This is a genomic window from Mycobacterium colombiense (assembly GCF_003284935.1).
GTDB classification, from domain to species: Bacteria; Actinomycetota; Actinomycetes; order Mycobacteriales; family Mycobacteriaceae; genus Mycobacterium; species Mycobacterium arosiense_A.
Window position 1 is genome coordinate 14,035 of record NZ_QMEV01000031.1, and the last position, 23,940, is coordinate 37,974.

Genomic DNA, 23,940 nt, shown 5'->3' on the forward strand with positions numbered 1-23,940 from the left:
GGCCATGCGGGTTCTGATCACGGGCGGTACCGGATTTGTCGGCGGGTGGACCGCCAAGGCCATCTCCGATGCGGGGCACTCCGTCAGGTTTCTGGTCCGAAACCCCGACAAGCTGCAGACCACCGTGGCCAAGTTGGGCGTGGACGTCACGGATTTCGCCGTCGCCGACATCACCGACCGCCTCGCCGTGCGGGAGGCGTTGCAGGGTTGCGATGCCGTCGTGCACAGCGCCGCACTCGTGGCCACCGATCCGCGCCAGACGGCCGAGATGCTCGCCACCAACATGCAAGGCGCACAGAACGTCCTCGGCCAGTCGGTCGAGCTGGGCCTGGATCCCATCGTCCACGTGTCCAGCTTCACCGCGCTGTTCCATCCCGACCTGGAGACCTTGACGGCGGACCTGCCGGTGGTGGGCGGCGCGGACGGATACGGAACGTCCAAGGCGCAGGTCGAGATCTACGCCCGGGGCCTGCAGGATGCGGGTGCGCCGGTCAACATCACCTATCCGGGCATGGTGCTCGGTCCCCCGGCCGGCGATCAGTTCGGTGAGGCCGGCGAGGGTGTGCGGTCCGCCCTGCAGATGCACGCGATCCCGGGGCGCAGCGCGGCGTGGCTGATCGTCGACGTCCGCGACCTCGCCGCGCTGCACGCGGCCCTGCTCGAGCCCGGGCGCGGACCGCGCCGCTACACCGCGGGCGGTCATCGGGTGCCCGCGGCCGAGCTGGCCAACCTGCTCGGCGAGGTCGCCGGGACGCCGATGGTCGCCGTCCCCATCCCGGACACGGCGCTGCGCGTCGCCGGGGCGGTGCTGGATCGGGCGAACCGCTTTCTGCCCTTCGAGACGCCGTTCACCTGGGCGGGAATGCAGTACTACACGCAGATGCCGGCCTCCGACGATTCCCCGAGCGAGCGCGAGCTCGGTATCACCTATCGGGATCCGCAGGAGACCGTGGCGGATACCTTCGAGGCGATTCGCACCGAAGGCGCCTAGCCGCGCCGTGTCTCAGGCGGCGGGCTTGATCTCGAGTCCGACGTGCACCTTGTCGATGCCGCCGCGGACGATCGAGTGCGCATAGAACCACGGGGCGTGATACCAGTAGCGCCTGAGGACGGCGTTGTAGACCCGCCTCGTCTCGGATTTCGGTAGCACCCGGGCTTTCGCCTCGACCTCCTCGCTCTTGGGCTTGCCCAGCGCCGTGCTCTTGGCGATCGTCACCCTGGGAGTGTTGGTGATGCGCTTGGTTTTCCAGGACCCGTCGTCGGTGATCACCAACAGCGTGTCGTCCCCGTCGGGCACGCCCCAGATCGGTGTCGGTTTCGGACGCCCGTCCTTGGTGAAGGTCGTCAACAGCAGGTACTTGGATTGAATGACGTCCGTGAAGCTGGGGGCCACGAGCTTTCCTTTTCTGTGGATCAGGGTGTTTGGACCTCAATTGCCCCATCATGCGACTTCCTAATCGTGGGCCGGCCGACCTGAGCTAAGCTCTTGGGCGATTGCCCAAACCGTGGCGTTTGTATCCGTTGCCGAAAGAGCCAGCACATGACAGCTTCGCGACGGCCGAAGACGCGGGACTCCACCACTCGCGACATGCTGATCGACGCAACAATCCAGATCATGGTCGAGGAAGGATACGCGGCGGCGACCTCGCGGAGGGTGGCCAGCGCAGCCGGTGTCAAACCGGCGCTGGTCCACTATTACTTTCCCACCATGGATGAGCTGTATCTAGACGTGTTCCGGCGCGGGGCGGCCGCCTATCAGGAGCGCCAAAAGCAGGCGTTGACCTCCGACCGACCGCTACATGCCTTCTGGGACACGCTGATCGAACCAAAGGACACGCGCCTGCTGCTGGAGTTCATGGGACTTGCCAATCATCGCAAGGAGATCAGGGCGGAGCTCGCGGCTTGGTTTCAGCGGTGGCGCGATACGCAGATCACGGCGCTGACCTTCATCGTCCGCGAACATGATGTGGACACAAACGAATTTCCGCCCGCCGGGCTCGCGGTCATCATCGCCGCGATCGGCCGCATGCTCATCCTGGAACAAGCGCTCGGCGCCACAGGGGGCCATGAAGAAGCCGTCGCGCTGGTCAACCGGCTCATCGAGCGATTCGAGATGCCCACCTAGCGCGGGCCTTCAGGGCAACACGACCCGTAGTCGCTCCCAGCCGCGGACGGTCGACGTCGACGCCAATTGCGCTGTGTCGTAATCGATGTCCCATTCGGGCCACCGATTCAGGATCTCGTCCAGCGCCACGCGACCCTCCAGGCGGGCCAGGTTGGCACCCAGGCAGTAGTGCACGCCCTTGCCGAAGGTGATGTGCGAGATGTTGTCGCGGCGGATGTTGTAGGTGTCGGGATCGGTGTAGCGGCGGTGATCGCGATTGGCTGCCCCGAACAGCAACAGCATGGCGCTGCCGGCCGGGACCGTCGTGCCGTAGCACTCGAAATCTCTTGCCAGCCAGCGGGCGACGTGCGGACCGGTGGGTTCGAATCGCAGTGTCTCGTCGACGGTGCGGGTCAACAGTGACCGGTCGCGGTAGACCTCGCGGCGCTGATCGGGGTGCTCGGCGAGCACCTTGGCCAGCCAGCCGATCAGCCGGCCGGTGGTCTCGTTCCCGGCGCCGGCGACCACCTGGGTGTAATGCAGCACTTCCTTGCGGGTCAGCTTGCGGTGCACCCCGTTCTCGTCGTCGAATTCGACGTTGAGCAGCGTCGTCATCAGATCGTCCGAGGGGTTCTTGGATCGCCATTCGACGTAGTCGGCATAGATCCGGCCGTCGGCGATGGAGTCGGCGTCGGCGACCTTCAGTGGCGCGCCGGGCTTGGTGCGCAGGTTGGCGTCGTTGGCGTCACGCACCGAGATCTGTTCGGACTCCGGGATTCCCAATAACATACCGATCACGCGCATCGGCATCATGGATGCCAGCTCGGCGATGATGTCGAAGCCCCCCGAGCCGACGAGCGGGTCCAGACACCGCACGCAGTATTGCCGGATCTGGTCCTCGAGCGCGGCCATCCGGCGCGGGGTGAACACCCGCGACATCAGGCCGCGCAGCCTCGAGTGTTCGGGCGGGTCCTGGAACATCATGACGCCCCCGGGCATGTCGAATTTCGACTGGACGAGCTCGAGGATGTCGCTTCGCCTGTTGGAGAAGGTCTCCCAGTTGGCCAGGCCCCGCTCGACGTCGGAATGCCTTGACAGCGCCCAGAAGTCGTAGCGCTCGTTGTAGTAGATAGGCGCTTCTTCGCGCAGCCGCGCGTAGATCGGGTAGGGGTTGGCATTGATCTCGACGTCGTAGGGGTCGTAGTAGACGTCGGTGTCCTTGGTGACGGTCATCGATCCGTTCCTTACTTCAGGCAGCTGCCGGCGTCCACTGGGAGCGCGACGCCGGTGATGTAGCGGGCCTCGTCGGAGGCCAGGAACAGCACGGCATTGCTGATGTCTTGGGCGGTGACCCACGGGATCGGCAGCGTGTGGAAGGTCTGGCAGATCGGCGCGAGGTCTTCGGGTCCCGGGTTCTGCAGGTCGGGGCGGAAGGCATGAAAGGTGCCCTCGTTGATCAGCAGCGGCGTGTTCACATGGGTGGGTAGCACGGCGTTGACCCGGACCATCTTGTGCCCGAGTTCAACCGCGAATGCCCGCATCAGGCCGATCACCCCGTGCTTGGCCGAGGTGTAGTGGCCGGTGTGCAGGTAGGCCTTCCTGCCCGCGACCGACGAGGTCAAGATGATCGAACCGCCGCGGTCGCCGTCCAGCAGGTGCGGGACACCGGCTTTGACCGTCTTCCACACGCCGCTGAGGTTGACGTCGATCATTTCCTGCCACAGCGCCTCGTCGGTCTTGTGCAGCTTGCCGGTCATCGTGCCGATGCCCGCGTTGGCGACGATGACGTCGAGGCGCCCCAGCTGTTCGACGCCGGTGTCGACCGCCGCCTTCAACGCGTCGTATTCGCGGACGTCGACCTCGGCGGTCACCACGCGTGCTCCGGCGTCCTTGACCATGCCCGCGGTGATGTCGAGGTCTTCCGGTGTAGCGGCGGGTGCCGGTGACCCTTCGAAGCCCCGGCAGATGTCGACCGCGATGATGTCGGCACCCTCCTGGGCGAGCCGGACGGCGTGACTCCTGCCCTGCCCCCGTGCCGCACCGGTCACGAAGGCAACCTTGCCGTCCATCCGACCCATGGCATCCTCCACCCGTCGATTTTGGGCGATCGCCCAAAAGTGTGGCGCAGGCCATGTCTAGCAGCATCCCGACGAGTCCGTCAAGGCGATCGAGTCCGCCGACGGGGCCGTTGCCGCGATCGCCGCTCTTTAAGGTGGCGTCACGGGGCCCGCCCATCCGTGAAGATTTGCGACGCGCGTGTGAAGGCTTCGTTAAGAACGAGGCGCGCCGCCCGCCGAACCGGCACGGTCGAACCATGACGCTCGCCGCTACCCGCCGCGACGGCGCCCCGCGTTGGACGGAGGCGCCGCTGCGCGCTGTGCCCGCGGCGGCGTCGGTTCGAGTCACGGCCAGCTATGCGATCGTCCTGCTCACCATCTATGTCACCCTCGCCGCGGCGGGCCCGCACGCGCACGAGGTCGCCGTGAGCCGAATGAGCACCAACGTCCACAACCTGGGGCGCGGTCACCTGGGCACCTTGATCGGCAGCGCTTTCGTGAACGACGGCGGCGATCTGTTCTTTTGGCTGCCCGGGCTGGTCTGCCTCCTGGCCTTGGGTGAGCTCATGTGGTGCGGCAGGGGATTGCTTGTCACCTTCGCCGTCGGGCACATCGGCGCCACGCTGATCGTCGCTGTCGGATTGGTCGCCGCCATCGAAACCGGCATGCTGCCGGTTTCGGTCGCCCGCGCCAGTGATGTGGGAATCAGCTACGGCGCGGTGTGCGTGCTCGGCGCGTTCACGGCCGCGATCCCGGCGCGTTGGCGCGGCGTCTGGGCGGGTTGGTGGCTGGGGATCGCCGTGGTGGCTGCCGCGGGCGCGGACTTTACCGCCGTCGGCCATGTGGTGGCGCTGCTGCTCGGCATCGGGTTGTCGTTCCGGCTCCGGTCGGCTGCGTCATGGGCGCCCCTGCACCAGACGCTGCTCATGGTCGCCGTCACGTTCGGCTATCTCTTGCTCGCCGGGCCCTCGCTGATGGCGCCCGTCGGGGGGCTGGCCGGGGCGCTCATCGGACTGGCCACCAACCGTTCGTTAGCCGGTGGGTCCCGCCAGGTTGTCGACGTGGTACCGGCTGGCGGTCCAGGGCGGTGAGTCGGCGGTGGGCGTCAGGGTGATCGTCGCCTGCGCTTTGCCACCCGTCACCGAACGCGGCAGCAGGTAGGTGTCGTCCAGCCACCGGTGGATGCTGTTGCTGCGCGGCTGCAGCCAGTTGCCTGTGGGGGTGCCGTCCACCGCAACGTCGGCCGATTGAAAGCCGGTGGCCTGATCCGAGGTGCGCCGCAGCAGGATGCCGTCGTTGTCCGGATCGATCTGGACGTGAAAGGTGATCGCGCCGTTGGCGGTACGGACCGAACCGGCGACGGGCAGGGTGTCCTGAGTGCCTTCGTACTCGCTGACCAGGAGCTGGTCGGTCGCGTCGGAGTCGGTGTAGCCGTGTAGGACTCGATTGACGGGATCCGTCGGGCTGATGTCGTCGCCACCGGTGACACCGGGGTCCGGCTGGGTGTAGAGGAAGGCGGTCGAGCCGTAATCGGGCTGCACCATGTTCCGTTTGCCGTGTTCGATGCCGAATCGGAGCGCGGAGTGATAGCCGATAGCGTCGGCCAGCATAATCCGGTAGACGGCGACGCAATAGTCGGCGCAACCACCGGCGGAGGTGCGTTGATCGGGCTGGCCGTTGAGTGGGTCGCTGAAGTGGGTGCCGTCCTTGAAGTACCAGCCGCCCTCGTAAAGGTCCTCGGTGCCGGTGCCGTACCACTGCGGGGACGCGGCGCCGTCGATGTAGACCCGTTCGGCGCCTTCGAGAAAGTACGGGGCATCGTCACTGAACGCCGTTTTGGTTCGATAGCCGTGGATGGTCTGGCTGACACCGACGAATTTGCCGCGTCCCTGCTCCTCGGCGAACAGCCAGTCCTGGCCGAGCGCGGTCGGCCCGGCATGTGAGCGCGCGGTGAAGTAGCCGGCCCGGCCGCTGATCAGCGCGGGCGCCCACCGGGCGTCGGGTGTGGTGGCGACGTCGCTGACGATCCCCGATACCGCGTCGCCGCCGGTGTTGACGAGCGTGACGCGGGCCGATTGCGCGAAAGGCATTGGCCACCAAGCGCATAGCTGCAGCGCCCCATCGGGCTGTGGGGTGGCCGCGAACATCAGCGATCGCACGGAGTTGACACCCAGCCCGGCGCCGAAGAACTCCCCCAGTGGGGAGTCCACCATGGTTCGCCCGTCGAACTCGATCCGCAGCTGCAAGCCGTTCAACTGCGCGGCCGCCGGCCCCGGCAGCTGCAGTCGCAGCGCCGAAATGCTACCCGGGCCGGTCGATTCGGCGATGGTCTGCGCGGCGCCGCCGGCCAGCTCGATGACCCGATTGCTGTGCGCCACATCGGCGGCCGCCGGTTTGGGGTCGGTTGTCCCGGCGGCCCGGAGGATGTCCAGCACGTCGAGCGCGGGATCGCTGGGCGCGAAAGTGTTGATCCCGTCGGCGTTGGGAAACTGCCGATAGTCGACGTGGTAATACTCCAAATGCGATGTGACGCTGACCCGCATCGAGCGCCGGTACGGCATCGGCACCTTGATGTAGTCGCCGCCCGGCGATTGCGCGGCGTTGGCCACCAGCGGCCACACGAACGGTGCCCCCAAGCTGCCGTCGACCAACGATTGCAGTGGGGTGTCGACCACGGTCTGCCCGTCCAGCTCGATGCGGATGTGTCCGAGGGCGCGGACATTGCCGCCGTCCCGGGTCAGCCAGATCGAATCGATCTCTCCGGCACCGTGATCCTCCGCGATGATGCAGCCGGCGCCGCCCGGCGCCAGGCACCCGCCGCTGCCGTTGCGATTGCCGGTCGATATGTCGAAATTGCCGCCGCTGCGATCAAAGCTGGATACCTGCAGGGTTTGCGAGGCGGGGTCCAAATAGGGCAGCCGATCCAGCCGCCGATAGGTGTCCCAGCCGACCAATCTTTCGCCGGCCAGGTTTGTACCGGGCGTGGCCGGATCCGCCCCGGCCACCCCGGCCGCGGAATTCGTCACCAGCAGCAACGCGAATGTCGCGGTGCATAACCGCGCTGCCACCGACATAGAAACAGAGCCTACGGAAGGAAATCCCGTACCTGCAGTTAGGCGCTCCGGTGAATTCGATACCGAAAGTTGGATATCAGGCCCTAAAGCAAGTTTGTATCCTGTTTCGGCCCAACACGTTTCCTCCCTGGCGATAACTGCCTGCGGGTACCCCTTTGCGGCGCAATAGGACTCGATTTAGACCCGAAAACATCTGCACTCACCCCGTAAGGTGCCCGAAATCAACGACCTGCACTCGGCTACTTTCAGTCAGGTGAAGTAATTAGTCCGAAAATTACTCATTCCCATACTCATACGACAGCGCGACGCGTAATATACCTACTCTCGGGCGTCAGATATTCTCCTACGGACGGAGTGGTCATGTCTGGTCTGAAATACAAAGTTGTTCTTGGTCTGATCCTCACCTTCACCGCCATCACGGCTTCCGGCTGCACGACGCCGATAACCATCGACTGCGGACCCAACCTGACCTGCACGATGTAGGTTTTGCCGGGCTACCGGCACGGGGTCTCAATTACTCGCATCCATTCCTTGGTATGGCCCATTTCGTGGGCCTGTTGCGTAGTTTCTCCATGGCATTGGGTGCCAGTTTGCGCACGGTCACATACCGTTACGTGCCGGCGTAGCGGATGGGACCATGACGGCATCAACCGAAACCTCGTGATGTGAAAGTCACTGGGCATCAGGGGTTTTGCAGGCCGCATCGGTCGCATTCGGGCCGCGCTTGGGCAACGCCCACTCGAGCCACGCGAGGGCGTGCGCATTGTTCGGGCCATGCGCACGCTCTCCGCGAATTGCCTGGGTGACCTTTGCGCGCGATGGCGGTAAGCTAATCGCCTCGGCTAAACAGTTCTGAAAGCCGTTGGCCCCGACGCCGTGGCAGTTCGGGCGGGGGAATTCGTGTGGTTTGAATCCGGTTCGCCAATGCGGGGATTGAGGCCCCGGGGTGTCACTGTGACAAATCAGGTTAAGCCACTGCGGCGCAACAGAATGCCTTCTGCGCACGCGCCGCGAGTGATAGCGTTGGCACCCTCACGTGAACAAAGGGGCGCGCGAGGGTAAACCGCGGCCCACGCAGAGTCCGTACAACGCATTGTGGTTAGTCCTTCTCGTTTTTGAGGTCTCGATCCCGGCTGGGTTGAACGCGTTTGGGTTCGCCGGGCATTTTCGGGTAGTTCGGTGGATACGGCATGTCCCCAAGCCCACGCTCGTCGTCGGCCTCGGCCATTTCCAATAAGGGAACAATCGATTGGGCCGCATCATCCATTGCGGCCCAAGGGTCTTGCCGATCCTTGACCAGATCGGGCACGGTCGCCATGGTGTAATCGTCCGGCTCGGCGTCGGCGAGCTCGTCCCACGTCAGTGGCATCGATACCGTGGCGATCGGCGTGCGTCGCACCGAATACGCCGACGCCATGGTGCGGTCCCGGGCGTTCTGGTTGAAGTCGATGAAGATACGCTCGCCGCGTTCTTCCTTCCACCAGGACGTGGTGACGGCATCGGGCGCCCGGCGCTCGACTTCGCGGGCCAGGGCGATGCCGGCGCGGCGCACTTCGATGAAATCCCAGTCTGTCGTGATCCGCAGGAACACGTGGATACCGCGACCGCCCGAAGTCTTCGGGTAGCCCGCCAGTCCGAGCTCGTCAAGCAGCGGGCGCAGCACGTCGACCGCGACCGTGCGCGCCTGGTGGAATGCGACGCCGGGCTGGGGATCCAGATCGATGCGCAGTTCGTCGGGATGGTCGGTGTCCGGACAGCGCACCTGCCATGGGTGCAAGGTGACCGTGCCCATCTGTGCCGCCCACACGACCGCCGCCGGGTGGGTGACTTTCAACGCGTCGGCGGTCCGCCCCGACGGAAAGGTCACCTGGCACGTCTGCAGGTAGTCGGGATGGTGCTGCGGGATCCGCTTCTGGTAGATCTCCTCACCGTCGACGCCGTCCGGGAACCGCTGCAGGTGCGTAGGCCGGTCGCGCAGGGCATCGAGCATCGGGCCACCCGCGACGGCACGGTAGTAGTCCACCAGGTGTCGCTTGGTGCCTTTCGACCCGAGTTTCGGGAAATACACCTTGTCCGGATTGGTCAGCCGCACCGCGATGCCGTCGACGTCGAGCTCTTCTGCAGCAGCCATACCTCTGATTCCAGCACAATCAGGCTATGCATCTCCCTGTCATGCCGCCGGTGTCGCCGATGCTGGCCAAGTCGGTTCGCTCCATTCCCTCCGATGCGTCCTACGAGCCCAAGTGGGACGGCTTCAGGTCGATCTGCTTCCGCGACCACGACCACGTCGAGCTGGGCAGCCGCAATGAACGGCCGATGACGCGCTACTTCCCCGAGCTGGTCGCCGCGGTCAGGGCCGAGCTGCCGCAGCGCTGCGTCATCGACGGCGAGATCGTCATCGCCACCGACCGGGGCCTGGATTTCGAGGCGCTCCAGCAACGCATTCACCCGGCGGAGTCGCGAGTGCGGATGCTCGCCGAGACCACACCGGCGTCCTTCATCGCGTTCGACCTGCTCGCCCTCGGCGACGACGACTACACGCGGCGGCCCTTCACCGAGCGGCGCGCCGCCCTGCTCGACGCTGTGTCTTCAGCGGCCCAGCCGGGCCGCACGATCCATGTCACGCCGGCGACGACCGATCTGGACACCGCGCAGCGCTGGTTCGACGAATTCGAGGGCGCGGGCCTCGATGGCGTGATCGCCAAACCGCTGGACATCACCTATCAACCGGACAAGCGGATCATGTTCAAGGTCAAGCACGAGCGGACCGCCGACTGTGTGGTCGCCGGCTATCGCGTGCACAAATCCGGTGCCGACGCGATCGGTTCGCTGTTGTTGGGGCTGTATCAAGATGACGGTCAGCTGGCGTCGGTCGGGGTGATCGGTGCGTTCCCGATGGCCGAGCGGCGGCGACTGTTCGGCGAATTACAGTCGCTGGTCACCGATTTCGAAGGTCACCCGTGGAATTGGGCGGCGCACGAAGCCGGCGAGCGGACGCCTCGCAAGAACGAGTTCTCCCGCTGGAACGCCGGCAAGGATCTGTCGTTCGTGCCGCTGCGGCCCGAGCGGGTGGTCGAGGTCCGCTACGACCATATGGAAGGTCGGCGGTTTCGCCATACCGCGCAGTTCAATCGGTGGCGCCCGGATCGTGACCCCCGCTCGTGCACGTACGAACAGCTCGAACAGCCGGTGACTTTCAGCCTGGGCGACATCGTGCCGGGGCTCGGTTCGAGCTAGGACAGCGACGGCGGGTTGACGGGCCTACAGCGTCCGGCTGTTGGGCGTCACGACGCCGCGGTTGTCCCAGGATCTATATCGCAGTGGGAGACTATCCGCCGCGACCGGATCAGCGTCGTAAAGAACCCTGAACTAAGCGACGAAGCCTAGACCCGTGTCCCGGTCGGGTCCAGTCAGGCGTCGACGTGCCTCGAGGATGGAGGAAGACGAAATCCGCGTCCGCTTGGCGCACGTTAGTGCGCACGTCGGCGCGGATTGTCGACTTCGATTATCGCGATGCAGTCCTGCGCGCATCCGCGCGAATTTCTCTATGCCCCAACCTGTTTGGGCCTTAACCCGGTGCTGGTCATGACGGGCAGCGCTGAGCTAGTTAGCTGTCGGTGGTGGTTGGGGTTGGAAGGGTGTGTACCACCACCACTGGGCGCGTTCGCCGGTCGGTCCCGGACAGGGCGCGACCGCGGGTCGGGGTGTGGTGGGTGGGCGTGCCAGCGATCCCGGGCTCAGCACGCGCCCGGCGTCGTCGCGGACAACGAGTGCGTGTGCGGGTCCGGTGATGGTGATGACGCCGCGATGGTGCAGCCGGTGATGGTACGGGCACAGCAGCACCAGGTTGGCCAGCTCGGTGGGCCCGCCGTCTTCCCAGTGCCGGATGTGGTGGGCGTGCAGGCCGCGGGTGGCACCACAACCGGGAACCACGCAGCTGCGGTCGCGATGCTCCAGCGCGCGGCGCAGCCGCCGGTTGATCAGCCGGGTCGCCCGCCCGGCGCCGATGACCTCGCCGTGACGTTCGAACCAGACTTCACAGGTGGCATCACAGGTCACATATTGGCGTTCGGCGTCGCAGAGCAGCGGACCCAGATGCAGTGCCGCGGCCGGCTTGTCGACGTCGAGGTGCGCCACGACGGTGGTGTGCTGCCCGTGTGGGCGCCGCGCCGCCTCAACATCCCACCCTGACTCGACCAGGCGCAGGAACGCCTCGACGGTGCCCGGCATCGGCGGCCGCCGATCATCCGCGCTGCTGGCCTGATCGTGTTTCCACTCGGCGATCAGCGCGTCACGATGCGACGCCAAGGCGGCGTCGAACGTCGCCGCATCGGAATGCGGAAGTGTGATGCGGTAGCAGCTGCCGTTCTCGGTGGTGGTCGTGGTGAACGAACCCTGGGGCTCGGGCCGGGGGTCGGGGTCGGGTCGGGGTTCGAGCTTGACCGCGGTGCGCAACTGGTTGACCGTCGCGACCGCGGCCAGCTGTGCGTAATGCTCATCGGACCCGTGACCGGCGCGTGCGGCGATCACCCCGACCTGATCAACCGACAGCCGGCCCTGCCGCAGGCCTTGGGCGCACCGGGGGAACTCCTCGAGCCGGCTCGCGATGGTGGTGATCGTGTGCGCGTGCGCCGGCGAGCAGCCCGTCTTCCAGGCCACCAACGCCGACACCGACCGCGCCCCGGTCATCCCGCACAACTCGTCGCGATCAATCTCGGCCACGATCTCGACGATGCGCCCATCAATCGCATTGCGTTGACCGCTCAACTCCGCCAGCTCCTCGAAGAGCACCTCGAGCCGTTCCTTAGGGGACGCTTCGACGCTGGCTACAGTCGCGGTCAAAGACATGACAACATCATCGCAGTCGGGTACGACAAATCTGGCCGCAAGAAATTGTGCCGGGAAGTGACCGTCCTCGTAGACCCGCCACGACCACCGCGAACCCCGAATGATGGGCCAGGCCCGGGTTGAAGCGGCCCGCTCAGCCGTCGATGTGCGTCGGTGGATCGGCGAAGGTGAAATCCGAGGGCTGCTGGCCGGGACCCATCAGGCCGCAGTGGTTGTCCGGCACTAGGTAGGAACTGGCGCCGTTGGGGACCAGGCGCGTGACCGCGACGCAACGTTGCCAGGTGCCGTCGGGCTGGACGGGGCCGTCGCACTTGCTGAGAACGGGTCCCCCGTACTGGCAGCCGGCGGCGGCCGGCGGCGCCGAGGCAATCAGCCCTGCGGCCGTCAGCAGGGCAGTCGTTCCACCAACAATGCAGCGCTTCATGGTTGCCTCCCGTCACGACGCTACCGCTTGGGCGAGCGGGTTTTGGCCGTTTAAGCCCCGACTACAGCGGGCACGCGGCCACCATGTCAGTCACAGCCTTTCAAGATCTGCCGTTGGCCGATCGTGGCCGCAAGTGGGATGGTGACGCGGCCGAGAAGCGGGTGCGGAAGTGGGCCGGCGCCCAGGACGGTCCGAATCAGAAGTACCGTGACGCGCACGTCTGGTACGACGGCGACAACAAAGACAACTTCACCGCCTACAAGCTGCTGATCGCCGACGTGATCGATGGCGACCTGACGGCCGTGCCACGCGGCGTGATGGCGGCCGGCGCCATCATGGACGGCGCGCGGGGCGGTATCGACGTGCCGCAGTCCGATGTCGATCGGATCAAGAGCCACCTGGCGAAGTACTACAAGAAGATGGACGAAACCCCGCCCTGGGAACGGAGTTAGACCGCGACCATCAGCTGCGACAGCCCGCGCAGCGTGACGTTGGTCTTGTACTGCGGTTCGCCATCCAACCGGGCGTTCAAGAAACGCGCAGTCACCGCCGACAGGGCCACACCGGCTTCGAGTCGGGCCAGCGGCGCGCCCAGGCAATAATGCGCCCCGCGGCCGAATCCTAAGTGTCGCATAGCTTTCCGATCCGGATCGAAGACATCGGGACGCTCATACTCGGCGGGGTCGCGCTGGGCGGCGGCGGTGAGCAGCATCATGATGTCGCCTGCGGGCACGTCAAGGCCGCCAATTGTCATGTCGTCGGCCGCCGTTCGGGCGATCATCTGCACAGGCGGGTCGTAGCGCAGCGTCTCCTCGATGACCGCCGGGGCGCGGTTGGCGTCGGCGCCGAGCGCGATCCATTGCGACGGTTGACGCAGCATCGCCAAAACCGCGTTGCCAATCAGGTTCACCGTGGTCTCGTGACCGGCGACCAGTAACAGCACGCAGGTGGACACGATCTCCTCCGCGGTCAGCTGGTCGCCCGACTCTTCCACGGCGATCAGCCCCGACATCAGGTCGTCGCCGGGCCGCGAGCGGCGACGGTCGATGAGGCCGTGCAGGTAGGCGCGCAACCACATTCCGGCGTCCATCCGCTCCTTGAGGTTGTCCGACGGCGTTCCGGTGAAGGCGACGAACGGGTCAAGCGATTGCGCCAGCAGTGCGGACACCCGGCTGAATTGCGGTTCGTCCTCGAGCGGTACGCCGAGCAATCGGCAGATGACCGCCACCGGCAGTGGGTAGGCGAGGTCCTCGACGACGTCGAACCGCCCCTTGTCGGCGATCCGGTCCAGCAACCCGTCTATCAGCGCGCTGATGTCGGGTTGCAGCGCGTTCACCACCTTGGGCGCGAACGCCTTGCTGACCAGTTTGCGCAGCCGGGTGTGGTCCGGCGGGTCCTGGAACAGGAACCCTGGCGGGGTTTGTGGCGGCGCCTCGGCACCGGCCTCGAGCAGCTGCTGGGTCTGCGCCTCGATCTGTGCGCGGGCGGCAGTCGACTTGAGTCGGTCGTTGCTCGACGACGGGTGGCGCAACGCGTCGTCGCAGTCACGATAGGTCGCGAACACCGCGAGGTTGCCCTCCGGCAAGGCGAACGATCCTTGTTGGCGAAACCGCGCGAACAGCGGGTAGGGGTCGGCACGGACGGCCGGGTCCAGCAGCCGTACCAACAGTTCGTCGGGTTTGGTGGACTCGGTGGGCGCGGTCGTCATCCTGACATTGTGCCCGGCACCGGGTCGCGCCCTGATCAGCGGCGCAAGAACTCCACGATGTGACCGGCCAGTTCATTTCCGGCGTCCTCCTGCAAGAAGTGCCCGGCGCCCCGGATCACCGGATGCTCGATCCCCTGCGCGCCGCGCATCTCCCGCTGGAAGATCGCGGCCATCGGCCCGGTGATCGGGTCGCTGTCGCTGAACGCGACCAGCATGGGTGTCGCGCTCGCCGAAAGCTTGGCCCACGCGCTCTTGTTGGCCGCCGCGGCGGGGTCGTCCGGTGAGGTGGGCACCAGGCCGGGCATGGCGCGCGGCCCGGCGCAGTAGTCGTCGGTGGGGAACGGCGCGTCATAGGCCGCCCGCTCCCGCTCGCTGAGTTGCGTGCGACAGCCGCCTTGGACGAACGCGCCGACGTTCAGCGTCGGAGCCGAGGTGATGGCTTCGCGGAAGCGCCACCAGACGTCGGCCATGGGCTGCTCGCCATTGGGCAGCCCGGTGTTCGCGACGACCACCCGGGCGAAACGCTCGGGATGCTCTGCGGCAAGCCGTAATCCGATCAACCCGCCCCAGTCCTGGCCGACCAGGGTGACGTTGCGCAGGTCGAGGACATCGAAGGCCATCGCCCGCATCCACTCGACATGGCGCGCGTAGCTGTGGTCTTCGCGGCGGGTCGGCTTGTCCGAGCGACCGAACCCGACCAGGTCGGGGCAGACCACCCGACGGCCGGCGGCGGCCAGAATCGGGATCATCTTGCGATACAGGTACGACCACGATGGTTCGCCGTGCAGCATCAGAATCGGGTCGGCGCCTTCCGGGCCGTCCTGAACCCAGGCCACGCGCAGTGCGCCGCCTTCGTCGTCGGGTACTTCGCAATACCTTGGGGTGTAAGGGAAGTCGGGTAGATCCTCGAATCGGTCGTCGGGCGTTCGCAGTGCTTGCATGTCAGGTTCCTTCGGATAGTCCGGCCACGCCCGGATCCGCCATCAACCGGTCGAGAAAGCCGTGCTGGCCCTTCAGTAGTTTGATCCGCGCGGTTGCCACCGCGAACCATCCCACGCGGTCGACTTCGGGGAACTCCCGCAGCGCGCCGGATCCCTTCGGCCATTCCAGTTCGAAAGTGTTGCTGCGCGCGTCGGTGACGTCGAGGTCGCTGTCCACCGCGAAGGCGGTCACGACCTTGCCGCCGGACTGCTTCAGCTGACCGAGGTCGATGCGCGGCCCGGCCGGCACCGGCAACCCCAACTCCTCGGCGAACTCGCGTTGCGCGGCCGCCCAGGGATCCTCCCCGTCGGCGTACTCCCCTTTCGGGATCGACCACGCGCCGTCGTCCTTACGGGCCCAGAACGGCCCGCCGGGATGCGCGAGCAAGACCTCGACGACGCCGTCGCAGGTCCGGTACAACATCACACCGGCGCTCAGCTTCGCCATCGAATCCTATGCTCCCACAGCGCGTTCCAGGTCCTTCAGTGAGGATTCCAGATGCGCGAGCAGGCGTTGCAGGTGCGGCACGCTGCGCCGGCAGCCCACCAGACCGAAGTCGAGATTGCCGGCGTTGTTGGCCAGGGTGATGTTCAGCGCTTGACCGTCCAGCGCGATGGACAGCGGGTAGTTGCCGTCGAGGCGGGCGCCCCCGTAGTAGATCGGCTGCGTCGGTCCCGGCACGTTCGAAATGATGATGTTGAACGGCGGTGACGTCGATGTCACCCAGCCCGGGACCGCCGCCAACGCCAACGCCGACGTGTTGATGGCGGACAGCGCCAGCGCCTGGAACCGCGGCAACTGTGAGAACACTGTCTTGTTGCTGCGCATCGATTCGCTGATGGTCAGCAGTCGTTGCGCCGGGTCGTCGGTGTCGGTCGCGAGATTGCACAGGATGGCTCCGACCAGATTGCCGCCGGCGTCGGCCTCTTCCTCGGTGCGCAGGCTCACCGGGACCATCGCGATCAGCGGCGTGTCCGGTAGCGCGTCTTGCTCGAGCAGGTAGTAGCGCAGGGCGCCCGAACACATCGCCAACACGACGTCGTTCACCGTGACTCCCGCGGCCTTCTTCACGGTCTTGATACGGTCCAGCGACCAGGACTGCGCGGCGCAGCGGCGAGCGCCGCCGATCTTGACGTTCAACATGGTCTTCGGCGCCCCGAAGGGCAACGTCAGTTGTTGTTCCAGCAGCGCCGCACGCGCCAGCCCCAGCGTCGACGGCGCAAGCGCCGCAACGGATCCCGCCGTGCGCGCCAGTGCGCGCAACGGAGACGACGGGCCGGCTTTGCGCCTGGGTTTTCGCAGACCCCACGGGGCGCGGATCTCGAGGTCGTCCGGATCGGTCGACAGCGCGCGCTGCATCAGCTTCTGCGCGGAGACACCGTCGATCAGCGCGTGGTGGACCTTGGTATAGATAGCGAACCGGCCGTCTTTCAGGCCCTCGACGATGTGCGTCTCCCAGAGGGGGCGGTGCCGGTCCAGCAGGCTGCTATGCCAGCGCGACGTGAGTTCGAGCAATTCGCGAACACGTTTGGGCGACGGCAGCGCCGAACGGCGGACGTGGTAGTCGATGTCGACGTCGTCGTCGTAGGACCAGCCCAGGTTGGCGATGCCGCCGACAAAGCTCGCGGGATGTTTGCGAAACGTGGGCTGGAAATCCCGCTGAGCGGCCAGGCTCTTGTAGAGGTCACTAACGAAGCCGCGGCCGGCGCCAGGCGGGGGCTCGAACAACTGCAAGCCTCCGACATGCATGGGATGTTCGCGAGATTCTCCCAGGAGAAAGATCGCATCGGTGGGCTTTATCAGTTCCATCCACCCATTAGACCCATTTCGGCCTGATCCGGAAAGGCATAGCGCGATCGGACCGGCGCCGGCCCAGGTCGACGGGGGCAACGCCAGGCGGCCCGGCGAAGGATCGACGCGCTAAATCACTCGGCGGCCATCGACCAGATCGAGGTGGCGATCAGGTCTCCGCGGTCCAGACCGGCGGCCCGATGCTCGTGCACCTTGGCGTATTCCGGGGTTGTCACCATGTCGATGAAGGCCTGCGGGGTGGGATATTCGACGATGAGAATCGCGTCCCACCAAGGCTGTTCGCCATCGCCGATGACCACCGACGGCGCTCCCCCGGCGTAGCGCAGGGTGGCGCCGACCCGCTCGAGGTGTGGAACCACTTCTTGGCCGTATTGCAGGTAGCTCTGTAGACCGCCCTCGGGTTTGAATTGCAACAGGTTGACCATCACCACCGGCGCATCGGCGGGTCGCGCCGCGAGCGCGGCGAACTGCTCGGGCGTGGGTTCCAGGCCGCTCATGTGAATCTCCTTGCGCTGGTTTGTGCTAGCCGTACGACGAATCCGGTTAGAGCAGGTCGGTGATCGTCTTGAGTCCCGCGTCGTAGAGCACACCGGGAAGCATCCCGCCGTCGCATTCGATGGTGGTGCCGTTGACGAAGTCGGCCTGTCCGCCGGCCAGGAAAACGCAGACGCGCCCGACCTCCGCGGGCTCGCCGGCGCGGCGCAACGGGACGGCGGCGAAATACCTTGCGCCATCGGGGTCGTCCTTGGGCAGCACGAACGACCGGAAGTTCTCGGTCATCGTCGGCCCCAGGGCGATGCAGTTGACCCGCACCGTGGGCCCCCACTCTTCGGCCAGGGACCGGGTGAGGTGGTTGAGGCCGCTTTTCGCCGCCCCGTAGGAGACCAGGGTCGGCGATCCGGCCGGGTGGCCGGCGCCGCTGGAGATGTTGATGATGCAGCCGACGCCGTCCTGAGTTTGCATCTGCCGATAGGCGCGGATCGCGAACCACAGCGGGCTGATGAGGTTCATCTGCACGGCGAACGCATGGAACAGTGCGGTGCGCGCGTAGTCGTCATCGTCGGCGGGCGCACCTTGAATGCGTTGCACCAGTTCGGGAATGCTCTCGGCGTGGGGTGCGGGGACGGTACCGCCGGCGTTGTTCACCAGGATGTCGATCCGTCCGTGGACGGCCACAACGTCCGCGACGAACGCGTCGATCGATCGGTAGTCACCCTGGTCGCACACCTGTTGGAAAGCGCGCTCCGCCCAGGCCGGCTCGATGCCCGGAATGCCGTCCAGCGGAGAGCGCGAGCAGCCGATCACGGTCGCGCCCGCGCGCAGCAGCTCATGGGCGATGCCCACACCCACGCCGCGGCTGGTGCCGGTGACGATCGCGATCTTGCCCTCGAGGACGCTCATCACAGACCCTCTCCAAACGGTGAATTATTGACAGTCACTGTCAACGAGTCATAGCCTGCCATTTCATCCGTCGATGTGTAAAGACCGCGCACTGTCCACCCCGGAGGTCAATGATGAGTAGCCCGTCCAAGCTTCGTGTCGTCCAATGGGCCACCGGGGGCGTGGGTAAAGCCGCGATCCAGTGCGTCCTCAATCATCCACAGCTGCAGCTGGTGGGGTGCTGGGTGCACAGCGCGAACAAGAACGGTGTGGATGTCGGCAACATCATCGGGGCAGGCGATCTCGGCGTCACCGCCACCAACAGCATCGACGAGATACTGGCGCTGGACGCCGACTGCGTGATGTACAGCCCGCTGATACCCAACGACGACGAAGTGATCGCGATCCTGCGCTCGGGCAAAAACGTGGTCACGCCGGTCGGGTGGGTCTATCCCGATCCGGGCAACAAGCGTCACCGGGCCGTCGCCGACGCCGCGACGGAAAGCGGTGTGACGCTGCATGGTTCGGGCATCCACCCCGGCGGTATCACGGAGCGATTCCCACTCATGGTGTCCTCGTTATCGTCGGCGGTGACGCACGTGCGGGCCGAGGAGTTCTCCGACATCCGCACCTACAACGCACCGGATGTGGTGCGCCACATCATGGGATTCGGCGGCACCCCCGAGGAAGCCACCCAAGGGCCGATGGCCGGCCTGCTCGAAGCGGGCTTCAAGCAGTCGGTGCGAATGATCACCGACCACATGGGTTTTCGCATCGACCCCAACATCAGGACCATCCAGGACGTCGCCGTCGCGACCGCCGACATCGACTACGACCCCTTCCCGATCACGACCGGCACCGTGGCCGCGCGCCGGTTCCGCTGGCAGGCGCTCGTCGACGGCGAACCGGTCATCACCGCGGCGGTCAACTGGCTGATGGGCGAGGAAAACCTGGAACCGGCCTGGAATTTCGGCGGTCGGGGCGAGCGCTTCGAGGTGGAGATCACCGGCGATCCGGACGTGAGCCTCACCTTCAAGGGCCTGCAACCGGAGACGATCGCGGAAGGACTGGTGAAGAACCCGGGCGTCGTGGTCACGGCCAATCACTGCATCAACGCCATTCCCGACGTCTGCGCCGCAGAGCCGGGCATCAAGACCTACCTGGACCTGCCGTTGTTCGCCGGCCGCCCGGCCCCGAATCTTTCGGCGGGCAATCGGTGACGGGCCGGGGTGTCCTCGGTGACGTGTCGTTCTGCCACCTCGTCGTCGGGGTGACCGACATGGACCGCGCGCTGGCGTTCTACCGCGACATGCTGGGCATGGAGATCGTCTTCGAAACCCTCATCTCCGGCGAGCCTTTCGACGCGGTGCTACACGCGAGCCGCAAGCAGGAGGGCCGCGTGGTCGGGGGCCTGCTGGGCGGGTTGATGGTCGAGCTGCTGTCGATCGGCGCCAACCCGCCCGAGCGCAAGCAGCGGCGCGGCATCACAGGCATCCACAACGTGTCGCTGTCGGTGACCGATCTCGATGACGCCCACCGCCGCGTCGTCGACGCCGGCTATGCCCCCGACCAGGCGCCCTTCGAGATCGGCGGCGTGCGAATGTTTTTCGTCAAGGACCCGGACGGTACGCCGGTGGAGTTCATCGAACTTCCCAACGGTGCGCGCAGTACCTACGAATTGCATCGCGGCGTGCAGCTGCAGATGGGACCGGTCAGATGAGCTACAGCCACCCCGAGTCCATGCGTGGGCACGTCGCGATCGTCACCGGGGCCGCCCAGGGCGTCGGCAAGGGTGTCGCGACCGCGTTGCTCGAACGTGGCGCGAGCGTGCTGCTGGTCGATATCCAAGAGGAGGTTCTGGACAGGACACGCGCGGAGCTCAGTTCGATCGGACGGGTCGAACAGCTCGTCGCGAACCTGCGCGACCCGGACAGCGCGCAGCGGATCGCGGCCGCCGCGGTCGAGGCCTTCGGCACGGTGCACGGCCTGGTCAACAACGCGATCGCGACCAACGAACCCAAAGCGTTCGTCGACATCACCACCGAAGACCTGGCCCTCGGGTATGACGTGGGCCCGCGCGCCACCTTCCTGCTGATGCAGGCCGTGCACCCACTGATGGTTGAGTCCGGCGGCGGATCGATCGTGAACCTCGGTTCGGGCACGGGCACCGGCGGTGAGCCGAAGTGGGGCGGCTATGCCGCGGCCAAGGAAGGCATCCGCGGGTTGTCGAAGGTGGCCGCCCTGGAATGGGGGCGTGACAACATCCGCGTCAACGTGATCTGCCCCTTCGCCGAATCCGACGGCGTCAAGTTCTGGAAGTCGTTTGCGCCCAAGGAATACGACAAGGCCGTGGGACGGGTGCCGATGAAGCGCATCGGCGATGTCCGCACCGACGTGGGTGCGCTGGTGGCGTTCCTTCTCGGCAGTGACGCCACGTTCATCACCGGACAGACCATTCACGTCGACGGCGGGATCGGCTGCTTCCGATGAGCGGCGAGTCGCTCCGCGACCGGCAGCGCGCACAGATCCGGGCCGACATCCGGCGCGCTGCGTTTCGGCTGTTCGTCGAGCGCGGGTACGACGCCGTGACCACCGAGGAAATCGCCACGGCCGCAGGGGTTTCCCCCCGCACCTTTTTCCGGCATGTGCCGGCGAAGCAAGAGCTTCTGCTGGCACCGGTGCGATACGGCGGGGCCGCGATCGTCCATCTCCTCGAGGGCCGGCCCGCCGACGAGGCACCCGATGTCGCGCTGATCAATGCCATCATCACCCGGACCCGCTCGTTCGAGCAGGCCGACACCGAAGAATGGCGCGAAGCCCTGCTCGTTGTCCCCGACCTGCTCGACAAGGTCACGGTGCACCGGCCCGCCGACAAGGAGCGGGCCACCAAGCTCATCGCCGATCGGATGGGTGTCGACCCGGATGCCGATCTGCGCCCCGGTCTGCTGGTCCAACTCGCCTTCGCGGCCGCCGATTTCGCCTTCCAGCAGTGGGTGCGGCAATCCGGGCGGCCGCGGCCACTGGATCGTTACGTCACCGACGCCCTCGAGGCGGTCAAAAGTCCGCACTGGAAACGCAAGTAGACGGCTCAGCGCCCCTGCATCGCTTCGGGATTGGCGATCCGGATGGGCGCCCCGTCCAGCCAGGCGACCACCGATTCCACGGTGTCGGAGTAGAAGGCGCCCAGCATCTCACGAGTGACGTAGCCCAGATGAGGGGACAGGGTCACGTTCGCCAGCAGCCGCAAACGGTGGCCTTTAGGCAGCGGCTCGGTGTCGTAGACGTCCAACCCGGCCCCGGCGATGCGTCCCGCCTCCAACGCGGCGATCAGCGCGGCCTCGTCCACGATCGGGCCCCGGGAGGTGTTGATCAGGTAGGCGTGTGGCTTCATCCGCGCCAGCTCGGCCTCGCCGACCAAGCCTCGGGTGCGCTCGGAGAGCACGAGATGAATGGAAACCACGTCCGACGATTCGAACAGCGTCGCCTTGTCGACCCTGCGCGCGCCCACGCTCGCAGCGGCTTCGTCGGTGAGATTCTGGCTCCACGCAAGGACTTCCATGCCGAACGCGGCGGCGTAGTGGGCCATCCGAGCGCCGACCCGGCCCAGGCCGAGCAGCCCGAGCGTCTTGCCGGCCAAGGTGACGCCCGCGCTGCTCTGCCAGCCCCCGTCACGCATGTTGCGGTGCTCTTCGGCGAGATTGCGCACCGTCGCGATCATCAGCCCCCAGGCGAGTTCGGGTGTGGCGTCCCGCATCGACCTGAACCGGGGATGGGCGAAATCCGAGTGCGCCACCGCAATTGCGTGCTCGGTGGCCGCGGCCATATCCAGGTTCGGCAGGCTTTTGCCGACGATGGTGATCAGTTTCAGGCCGGGCAGGCGCTCGATCAGGGTTCGGGGGAACGCCATCCGCTCCCGCAGTGTGCACACCACGTCAAACGATCGCAGCGCCTCCGCCGCTTCGTCCTCGGCAAGGTGCCGGTCGAAAACGGTGACCTCGGCGCGCTTTTGCACCGGTGACCAGTCGGCGACCCGTAGGGCGACACCGGCGTAGTCATCGAGAATCGCTACCTTGGGCACGAGGTCTCCCCACTTCGGTGAGTGGCCGCCGGTGGATAGGGCAGATTCGTGCTGCTGTGTGGATCCACGGATACCGGGCGGCCCAGATACGGGAAGGCGCGTTGCGCGCAGGCCTGCCGGTCGCAGATCTTGCAGCCGGCCCCGATCGGCACGATCGATTCGGCGTTGGTCGGATCGATGCCGACGGAGTAAATGAGTTTCCCGGCGTGGGCGACGTCGCAGCCCAACCCGATGGCGAAGCTCTTGCCCGGCCCGAGATAGCGGCTCGGCTCCGTCGCGGTGGTCCTGGCGATCCAGAAATAGGTGCGCTCGTCCGGCATCTGCGCGACCTGCGTCAGGAACTGGCCGGGCCGGGAGAACGCGTGGTGCACCACCCACAGGGGACAGTTTCCCCCGACGCGGGAAAAGTGAAAGGCCGTGGCGGACTGGCGTTTAGAGATGTTTCCGGCGCTGTCGGTGCGGACGAAGATGAAGGGAATCCCGCGGGCATGGGGCCGCTGCAGGGTGGACAGCCGGTGGCAGATCGTTTCGAACCCGACCTCGAATCGCCTTGCCAGCTGGTCGATGTCGTACCGGACGCTCTCGGCCGCGTCCAGGAATCTCAGGTAAGGCAGCAGCAGTGCGCCGGCGAAGTAGTTGGCCAGGCCGATGCGGGCGACGCCGCGCGCATCGTCGCTGAGCTGATCGTCACCGGCGATGATCCCGGTGATCAGCTTGTTCTGGGTCAACAGGGCGATCTGGGTGGCGAGCTGGAAGGCGCGCTGGCCGGGGTGAAGCCACCGCGCCACGTACAGGGTCTTCGACTCGGGCGCAAACAGCCGTTTGGCGTTGGGGTCTAGCGCCTGGCCATCGTCGATCACCACCGTGACACCGAGTTTGTCCACGAGCAGCTGCGCCAGCTGGCCGTCTAGACCGCCGATGCGCAGGTTGTTCTCGTTGAACAGGTCTTCGGCAGCGACGTCCAGTTCGCCGATGTAGTTCTTGCGGTCGTAGAAGAAATCCCGGACCTCTTCGAACGGCATGGGTTGCTGGGCCATTGCCGAGGTGTCGACGTTGGCGCGACTGTGCAGCGCTTCGAGGTCGGCGGTGGTGTCATGCAGGCGCCGGTGCAGATTGACCAGCGTCTGACCGACCGCCGGCATGCGGGCGACCAGCTCCTCGAGTTGCGCCGGCGTGGCGGACGTGTCGGCCAGCACCTCCCGCAGGTCCGAGACCAGGCGGGCGTCGGATTCCGGCGCGAAGTAATGCGTCGGCAGGTCGAACCGCTCGGTGAGCGTGAGCAGCACCGGAACGGTGATCGGGCGCTGATCGTTTTCCAGCTGATTGACATAACTGGTCGACAAGCCCAGCGCGCGCGCCAGCGCCACCTGGGTCATCCCCTGCTCCTCGCGCAATCGCCGCAGCCGTGCGCCGGCGAACGTCTTCGCCACCCGGTACACGGTACGCCCGCGTCTTTCACAACGTTTGCAAAAGT

Annotated in this window: 25 protein-coding genes; 10 read left to right on the forward strand and 15 right to left on the reverse strand. The window is 66.2% G+C overall.

Annotation, left to right across the window (positions count from 1 at the left end):
* Window positions 1-4: 4 nt before the first annotated feature.
* Entirely contained in the window at window positions 5-991 is a 987-nt protein-coding gene (locus tag DQP57_RS14985; RefSeq protein WP_165821816.1) for an SDR family NAD(P)-dependent oxidoreductase, read from the forward strand.
* 12 nt (window positions 992-1,003) lie between these two features.
* Here the strand turns inward: DQP57_RS14985 and DQP57_RS14990 are convergent, their stop codons facing one another.
* A complete protein-coding gene (locus DQP57_RS14990) occupies window positions 1,004-1,393 on the reverse strand; it encodes a PPOX class F420-dependent oxidoreductase (protein WP_112633693.1) in 390 nt (129 codons plus the stop codon).
* A gap of 147 nt (window positions 1,394-1,540) precedes the next feature.
* Between DQP57_RS14990 and DQP57_RS14995 the strand changes: the two genes are divergently transcribed.
* Window positions 1,541-2,125 (forward strand): TetR/AcrR family transcriptional regulator, encoded by a 585-nt coding sequence (locus DQP57_RS14995; protein ID WP_112633694.1) that lies wholly within the window; start codon window positions 1,541-1,543, stop codon window positions 2,123-2,125.
* A 9-nt stretch (window positions 2,126-2,134) separates the two neighbouring features.
* Here the strand turns inward: DQP57_RS14995 and DQP57_RS15000 are convergent, their stop codons facing one another.
* Both DQP57_RS15000 and DQP57_RS15005 read right to left on the reverse strand, forming a co-directional pair.
* On the reverse strand, window positions 2,135-3,337 hold the full coding sequence (locus DQP57_RS15000; protein WP_112633695.1) for a cytochrome P450: 1,203 nt from the start codon (window positions 3,335-3,337) through the stop codon (window positions 2,135-2,137).
* Between the two features lie 11 nt (window positions 3,338-3,348).
* Window positions 3,349-4,182 (reverse strand): mycofactocin-coupled SDR family oxidoreductase, encoded by an 834-nt coding sequence (locus DQP57_RS15005; RefSeq protein ID WP_112633696.1) that lies wholly within the window; start codon window positions 4,180-4,182, stop codon window positions 3,349-3,351.
* 236 nt (window positions 4,183-4,418) lie between these two features.
* On the opposite strand from DQP57_RS15005, the gene DQP57_RS15010 reads away from it, so the two are divergent.
* Window positions 4,419-5,252, forward strand: a complete 834-nt coding sequence (locus DQP57_RS15010; RefSeq protein ID WP_240631766.1) for a rhomboid-like protein — start codon at window positions 4,419-4,421, stop codon at window positions 5,250-5,252.
* Here DQP57_RS15010 and DQP57_RS15015 read toward each other — a convergent pair.
* A complete protein-coding gene (locus DQP57_RS15015; RefSeq protein WP_112633697.1) occupies window positions 5,193-7,235 on the reverse strand; it encodes a glycoside hydrolase family 172 protein in 2,043 nt (680 codons plus the stop codon). The two genes, DQP57_RS15010 and DQP57_RS15015, sit on opposite strands and share 60 nt — an antisense overlap.
* A gap of 360 nt (window positions 7,236-7,595) precedes the next feature.
* On the opposite strand from DQP57_RS15015, the gene DQP57_RS27440 reads away from it, so the two are divergent.
* Window positions 7,596-7,718 carry a hypothetical protein gene (locus DQP57_RS27440; RefSeq protein WP_276310837.1) on the forward strand — a complete coding sequence of 41 codons (123 nt, stop codon included), beginning with the start codon at window positions 7,596-7,598 and terminating at the stop codon, window positions 7,716-7,718.
* Window positions 7,719-8,334: 616 nt separating this feature from the next.
* Here the strand turns inward: DQP57_RS27440 and ligD are convergent.
* The gene (ligD, locus tag DQP57_RS15025; RefSeq protein WP_112633699.1) at window positions 8,335-9,366 is read right to left on the reverse strand and encodes a non-homologous end-joining DNA ligase; all 1,032 of its coding nucleotides are present in this window, start codon (window positions 9,364-9,366) and stop codon (window positions 8,335-8,337) included.
* A 26-nt stretch (window positions 9,367-9,392) separates the two neighbouring features.
* On the opposite strand from ligD, the gene DQP57_RS15030 reads away from it, so the two are divergent.
* Entirely contained in the window at window positions 9,393-10,472 is a 1,080-nt protein-coding gene (locus DQP57_RS15030; protein ID WP_112633700.1) for an ATP-dependent DNA ligase, read from the forward strand.
* A 366-nt stretch (window positions 10,473-10,838) separates the two neighbouring features.
* Here the strand turns inward: DQP57_RS15030 and DQP57_RS15035 are convergent, their stop codons facing one another.
* Together DQP57_RS15035 and DQP57_RS15040 are read right to left on the reverse strand one after the other, a co-directional pair.
* Complete coding sequence (locus DQP57_RS15035; protein ID WP_112633701.1) at window positions 10,839-12,083, reverse strand: HNH endonuclease signature motif containing protein; 1,245 nt, start codon at window positions 12,081-12,083, stop codon at window positions 10,839-10,841.
* A gap of 133 nt (window positions 12,084-12,216) precedes the next feature.
* Complete coding sequence (locus tag DQP57_RS15040; protein ID WP_112633702.1) at window positions 12,217-12,507, reverse strand: CDGP domain-containing protein; 291 nt, start codon at window positions 12,505-12,507, stop codon at window positions 12,217-12,219.
* A gap of 83 nt (window positions 12,508-12,590) precedes the next feature.
* Here DQP57_RS15040 and DQP57_RS15045 point away from each other — a divergent pair, with 83 nt between their 5' ends.
* Complete coding sequence (locus DQP57_RS15045) at window positions 12,591-12,959, forward strand: hypothetical protein (RefSeq protein ID WP_112633703.1); 369 nt, start codon at window positions 12,591-12,593, stop codon at window positions 12,957-12,959.
* Here DQP57_RS15045 and DQP57_RS15050 read toward each other — a convergent pair.
* The 6 genes from DQP57_RS15050 to DQP57_RS15075 all read right to left on the reverse strand — a co-directional run bounded on the left by DQP57_RS15050 (window position 12,956) and on the right by DQP57_RS15075 (window position 18,409).
* A complete protein-coding gene (locus DQP57_RS15050) occupies window positions 12,956-14,215 on the reverse strand; it encodes a cytochrome P450 (protein ID WP_112633704.1) in 1,260 nt (419 codons plus the stop codon). The two genes, DQP57_RS15045 and DQP57_RS15050, sit on opposite strands and share 4 nt — an antisense overlap.
* Window positions 14,216-14,250: 35 nt before the next feature.
* Window positions 14,251-15,156 carry a haloalkane dehalogenase gene (locus DQP57_RS15055; RefSeq protein WP_112633705.1) on the reverse strand — a complete coding sequence of 302 codons (906 nt, stop codon included), beginning with the start codon at window positions 15,154-15,156 and terminating at the stop codon, window positions 14,251-14,253.
* Between the two features lies 1 nt (window position 15,157).
* The gene (locus tag DQP57_RS15060; RefSeq protein WP_112633706.1) at window positions 15,158-15,643 is read right to left on the reverse strand and encodes an NUDIX domain-containing protein; all 486 of its coding nucleotides are present in this window, start codon (window positions 15,641-15,643) and stop codon (window positions 15,158-15,160) included.
* Window positions 15,644-15,649: 6 nt separating this feature from the next.
* Window positions 15,650-17,005 (reverse strand): WS/DGAT/MGAT family O-acyltransferase, encoded by a 1,356-nt coding sequence (locus DQP57_RS15065; RefSeq protein WP_112633707.1) that lies wholly within the window; start codon window positions 17,003-17,005, stop codon window positions 15,650-15,652.
* A 116-nt stretch (window positions 17,006-17,121) separates the two neighbouring features.
* The gene (locus DQP57_RS15070) at window positions 17,122-17,505 is read right to left on the reverse strand and encodes a DUF1330 domain-containing protein (protein WP_112633708.1); all 384 of its coding nucleotides are present in this window, start codon (window positions 17,503-17,505) and stop codon (window positions 17,122-17,124) included.
* A 46-nt stretch (window positions 17,506-17,551) separates the two neighbouring features.
* Window positions 17,552-18,409, reverse strand: a complete 858-nt coding sequence (locus tag DQP57_RS15075) for an SDR family oxidoreductase (protein WP_112633709.1) — start codon at window positions 18,407-18,409, stop codon at window positions 17,552-17,554.
* A gap of 113 nt (window positions 18,410-18,522) precedes the next feature.
* Here DQP57_RS15075 and DQP57_RS15080 point away from each other — a divergent pair, with 113 nt between their 5' ends.
* The 4 genes from DQP57_RS15080 to DQP57_RS15095 are packed head-to-tail and all read left to right on the forward strand — an operon-like array spanning window position 18,523 to window position 21,471.
* Entirely contained in the window at window positions 18,523-19,608 is a 1,086-nt protein-coding gene (locus DQP57_RS15080; protein WP_165821817.1) for an NAD(P)H-dependent amine dehydrogenase family protein, read from the forward strand.
* Window positions 19,605-20,108 carry a VOC family protein gene (locus tag DQP57_RS15085; RefSeq protein WP_112633711.1) on the forward strand — a complete coding sequence of 168 codons (504 nt, stop codon included), beginning with the start codon at window positions 19,605-19,607 and terminating at the stop codon, window positions 20,106-20,108. Before DQP57_RS15080 ends, DQP57_RS15085 begins: the two co-directional genes overlap by 4 nt.
* Entirely contained in the window at window positions 20,105-20,878 is a 774-nt protein-coding gene (locus DQP57_RS15090) for an SDR family NAD(P)-dependent oxidoreductase (protein ID WP_112633712.1), read from the forward strand. The genes DQP57_RS15085 and DQP57_RS15090 overlap by 4 nt, the downstream gene beginning before the upstream one ends.
* Window positions 20,875-21,471 carry a TetR/AcrR family transcriptional regulator gene (locus tag DQP57_RS15095; protein ID WP_112633713.1) on the forward strand — a complete coding sequence of 199 codons (597 nt, stop codon included), beginning with the start codon at window positions 20,875-20,877 and terminating at the stop codon, window positions 21,469-21,471. The genes DQP57_RS15090 and DQP57_RS15095 overlap by 4 nt, the downstream gene beginning before the upstream one ends.
* 5 nt (window positions 21,472-21,476) lie before the next feature.
* On the opposite strand, the gene DQP57_RS15100 is transcribed toward DQP57_RS15095, so the two are convergent.
* Window positions 21,477-22,466, reverse strand: coding sequence for a D-2-hydroxyacid dehydrogenase family protein (locus tag DQP57_RS15100; protein ID WP_112633714.1), 990 nt, complete (start codon window positions 22,464-22,466; stop codon window positions 21,477-21,479).
* Window positions 22,454-23,905 carry a short-chain fatty acyl-CoA regulator family protein gene (locus DQP57_RS15105; protein WP_240631767.1) on the reverse strand — a complete coding sequence of 484 codons (1,452 nt, stop codon included), beginning with the start codon at window positions 23,903-23,905 and terminating at the stop codon, window positions 22,454-22,456. The genes DQP57_RS15100 and DQP57_RS15105 overlap by 13 nt, the downstream gene beginning before the upstream one ends.
* Between the last annotated feature and the right edge of the window lie 35 nt (window positions 23,906-23,940).

Excerpts from the sequence above, each read along its gene's own strand:
- DQP57_RS14985 (WP_165821816.1), top strand. The coding sequence starts at position 5 with ATGCGGGTTCTGATCACGGGCGGTACCGGATTTGTCGGCGGGTGGACC.
- DQP57_RS14995 (WP_112633694.1), top strand. The coding sequence starts at position 1,541 with ATGACAGCTTCGCGACGGCCGAAGACGCGGGACTCCACCACTCGCGAC.
- DQP57_RS15000 (WP_112633695.1), bottom strand. The coding sequence starts at position 3,337 with ATGACCGTCACCAAGGACACCGACGTCTACTACGACCCCTACGACGTC.
- DQP57_RS15005 (WP_112633696.1), bottom strand. The coding sequence starts at position 4,182 with ATGGGTCGGATGGACGGCAAGGTTGCCTTCGTGACCGGTGCGGCACGG.
- DQP57_RS15010 (WP_240631766.1), top strand. The coding sequence starts at position 4,419 with ATGACGCTCGCCGCTACCCGCCGCGACGGCGCCCCGCGTTGGACGGAG.
- DQP57_RS15015 (WP_112633697.1), bottom strand. The coding sequence starts at position 7,235 with ATGTCGGTGGCAGCGCGGTTATGCACCGCGACATTCGCGTTGCTGCTG.
- DQP57_RS27440 (WP_276310837.1), top strand. The coding sequence starts at position 7,596 with ATGTCTGGTCTGAAATACAAAGTTGTTCTTGGTCTGATCCTCACCTTC.
- ligD (WP_112633699.1), bottom strand. The coding sequence starts at position 9,366 with ATGGCTGCTGCAGAAGAGCTCGACGTCGACGGCATCGCGGTGCGGCTG.
- DQP57_RS15030 (WP_112633700.1), top strand. The coding sequence starts at position 9,393 with ATGCATCTCCCTGTCATGCCGCCGGTGTCGCCGATGCTGGCCAAGTCG.
- DQP57_RS15035 (WP_112633701.1), bottom strand. The coding sequence starts at position 12,083 with ATGTCTTTGACCGCGACTGTAGCCAGCGTCGAAGCGTCCCCTAAGGAA.
- DQP57_RS15040 (WP_112633702.1), bottom strand. The coding sequence starts at position 12,507 with ATGAAGCGCTGCATTGTTGGTGGAACGACTGCCCTGCTGACGGCCGCA.
- DQP57_RS15045 (WP_112633703.1), top strand. The coding sequence starts at position 12,591 with ATGTCAGTCACAGCCTTTCAAGATCTGCCGTTGGCCGATCGTGGCCGC.
- DQP57_RS15050 (WP_112633704.1), bottom strand. The coding sequence starts at position 14,215 with ATGACGACCGCGCCCACCGAGTCCACCAAACCCGACGAACTGTTGGTA.
- DQP57_RS15055 (WP_112633705.1), bottom strand. The coding sequence starts at position 15,156 with ATGCAAGCACTGCGAACGCCCGACGACCGATTCGAGGATCTACCCGAC.
- DQP57_RS15060 (WP_112633706.1), bottom strand. The coding sequence starts at position 15,643 with ATGGCGAAGCTGAGCGCCGGTGTGATGTTGTACCGGACCTGCGACGGC.
- DQP57_RS15065 (WP_112633707.1), bottom strand. The coding sequence starts at position 17,005 with ATGGAACTGATAAAGCCCACCGATGCGATCTTTCTCCTGGGAGAATCT.
- DQP57_RS15070 (WP_112633708.1), bottom strand. The coding sequence starts at position 17,505 with ATGAGCGGCCTGGAACCCACGCCCGAGCAGTTCGCCGCGCTCGCGGCG.
- DQP57_RS15075 (WP_112633709.1), bottom strand. The coding sequence starts at position 18,409 with ATGAGCGTCCTCGAGGGCAAGATCGCGATCGTCACCGGCACCAGCCGC.
- DQP57_RS15080 (WP_165821817.1), top strand. The coding sequence starts at position 18,523 with ATGAGTAGCCCGTCCAAGCTTCGTGTCGTCCAATGGGCCACCGGGGGC.
- DQP57_RS15090 (WP_112633712.1), top strand. The coding sequence starts at position 20,105 with ATGAGCTACAGCCACCCCGAGTCCATGCGTGGGCACGTCGCGATCGTC.
- DQP57_RS15095 (WP_112633713.1), top strand. The coding sequence starts at position 20,875 with ATGAGCGGCGAGTCGCTCCGCGACCGGCAGCGCGCACAGATCCGGGCC.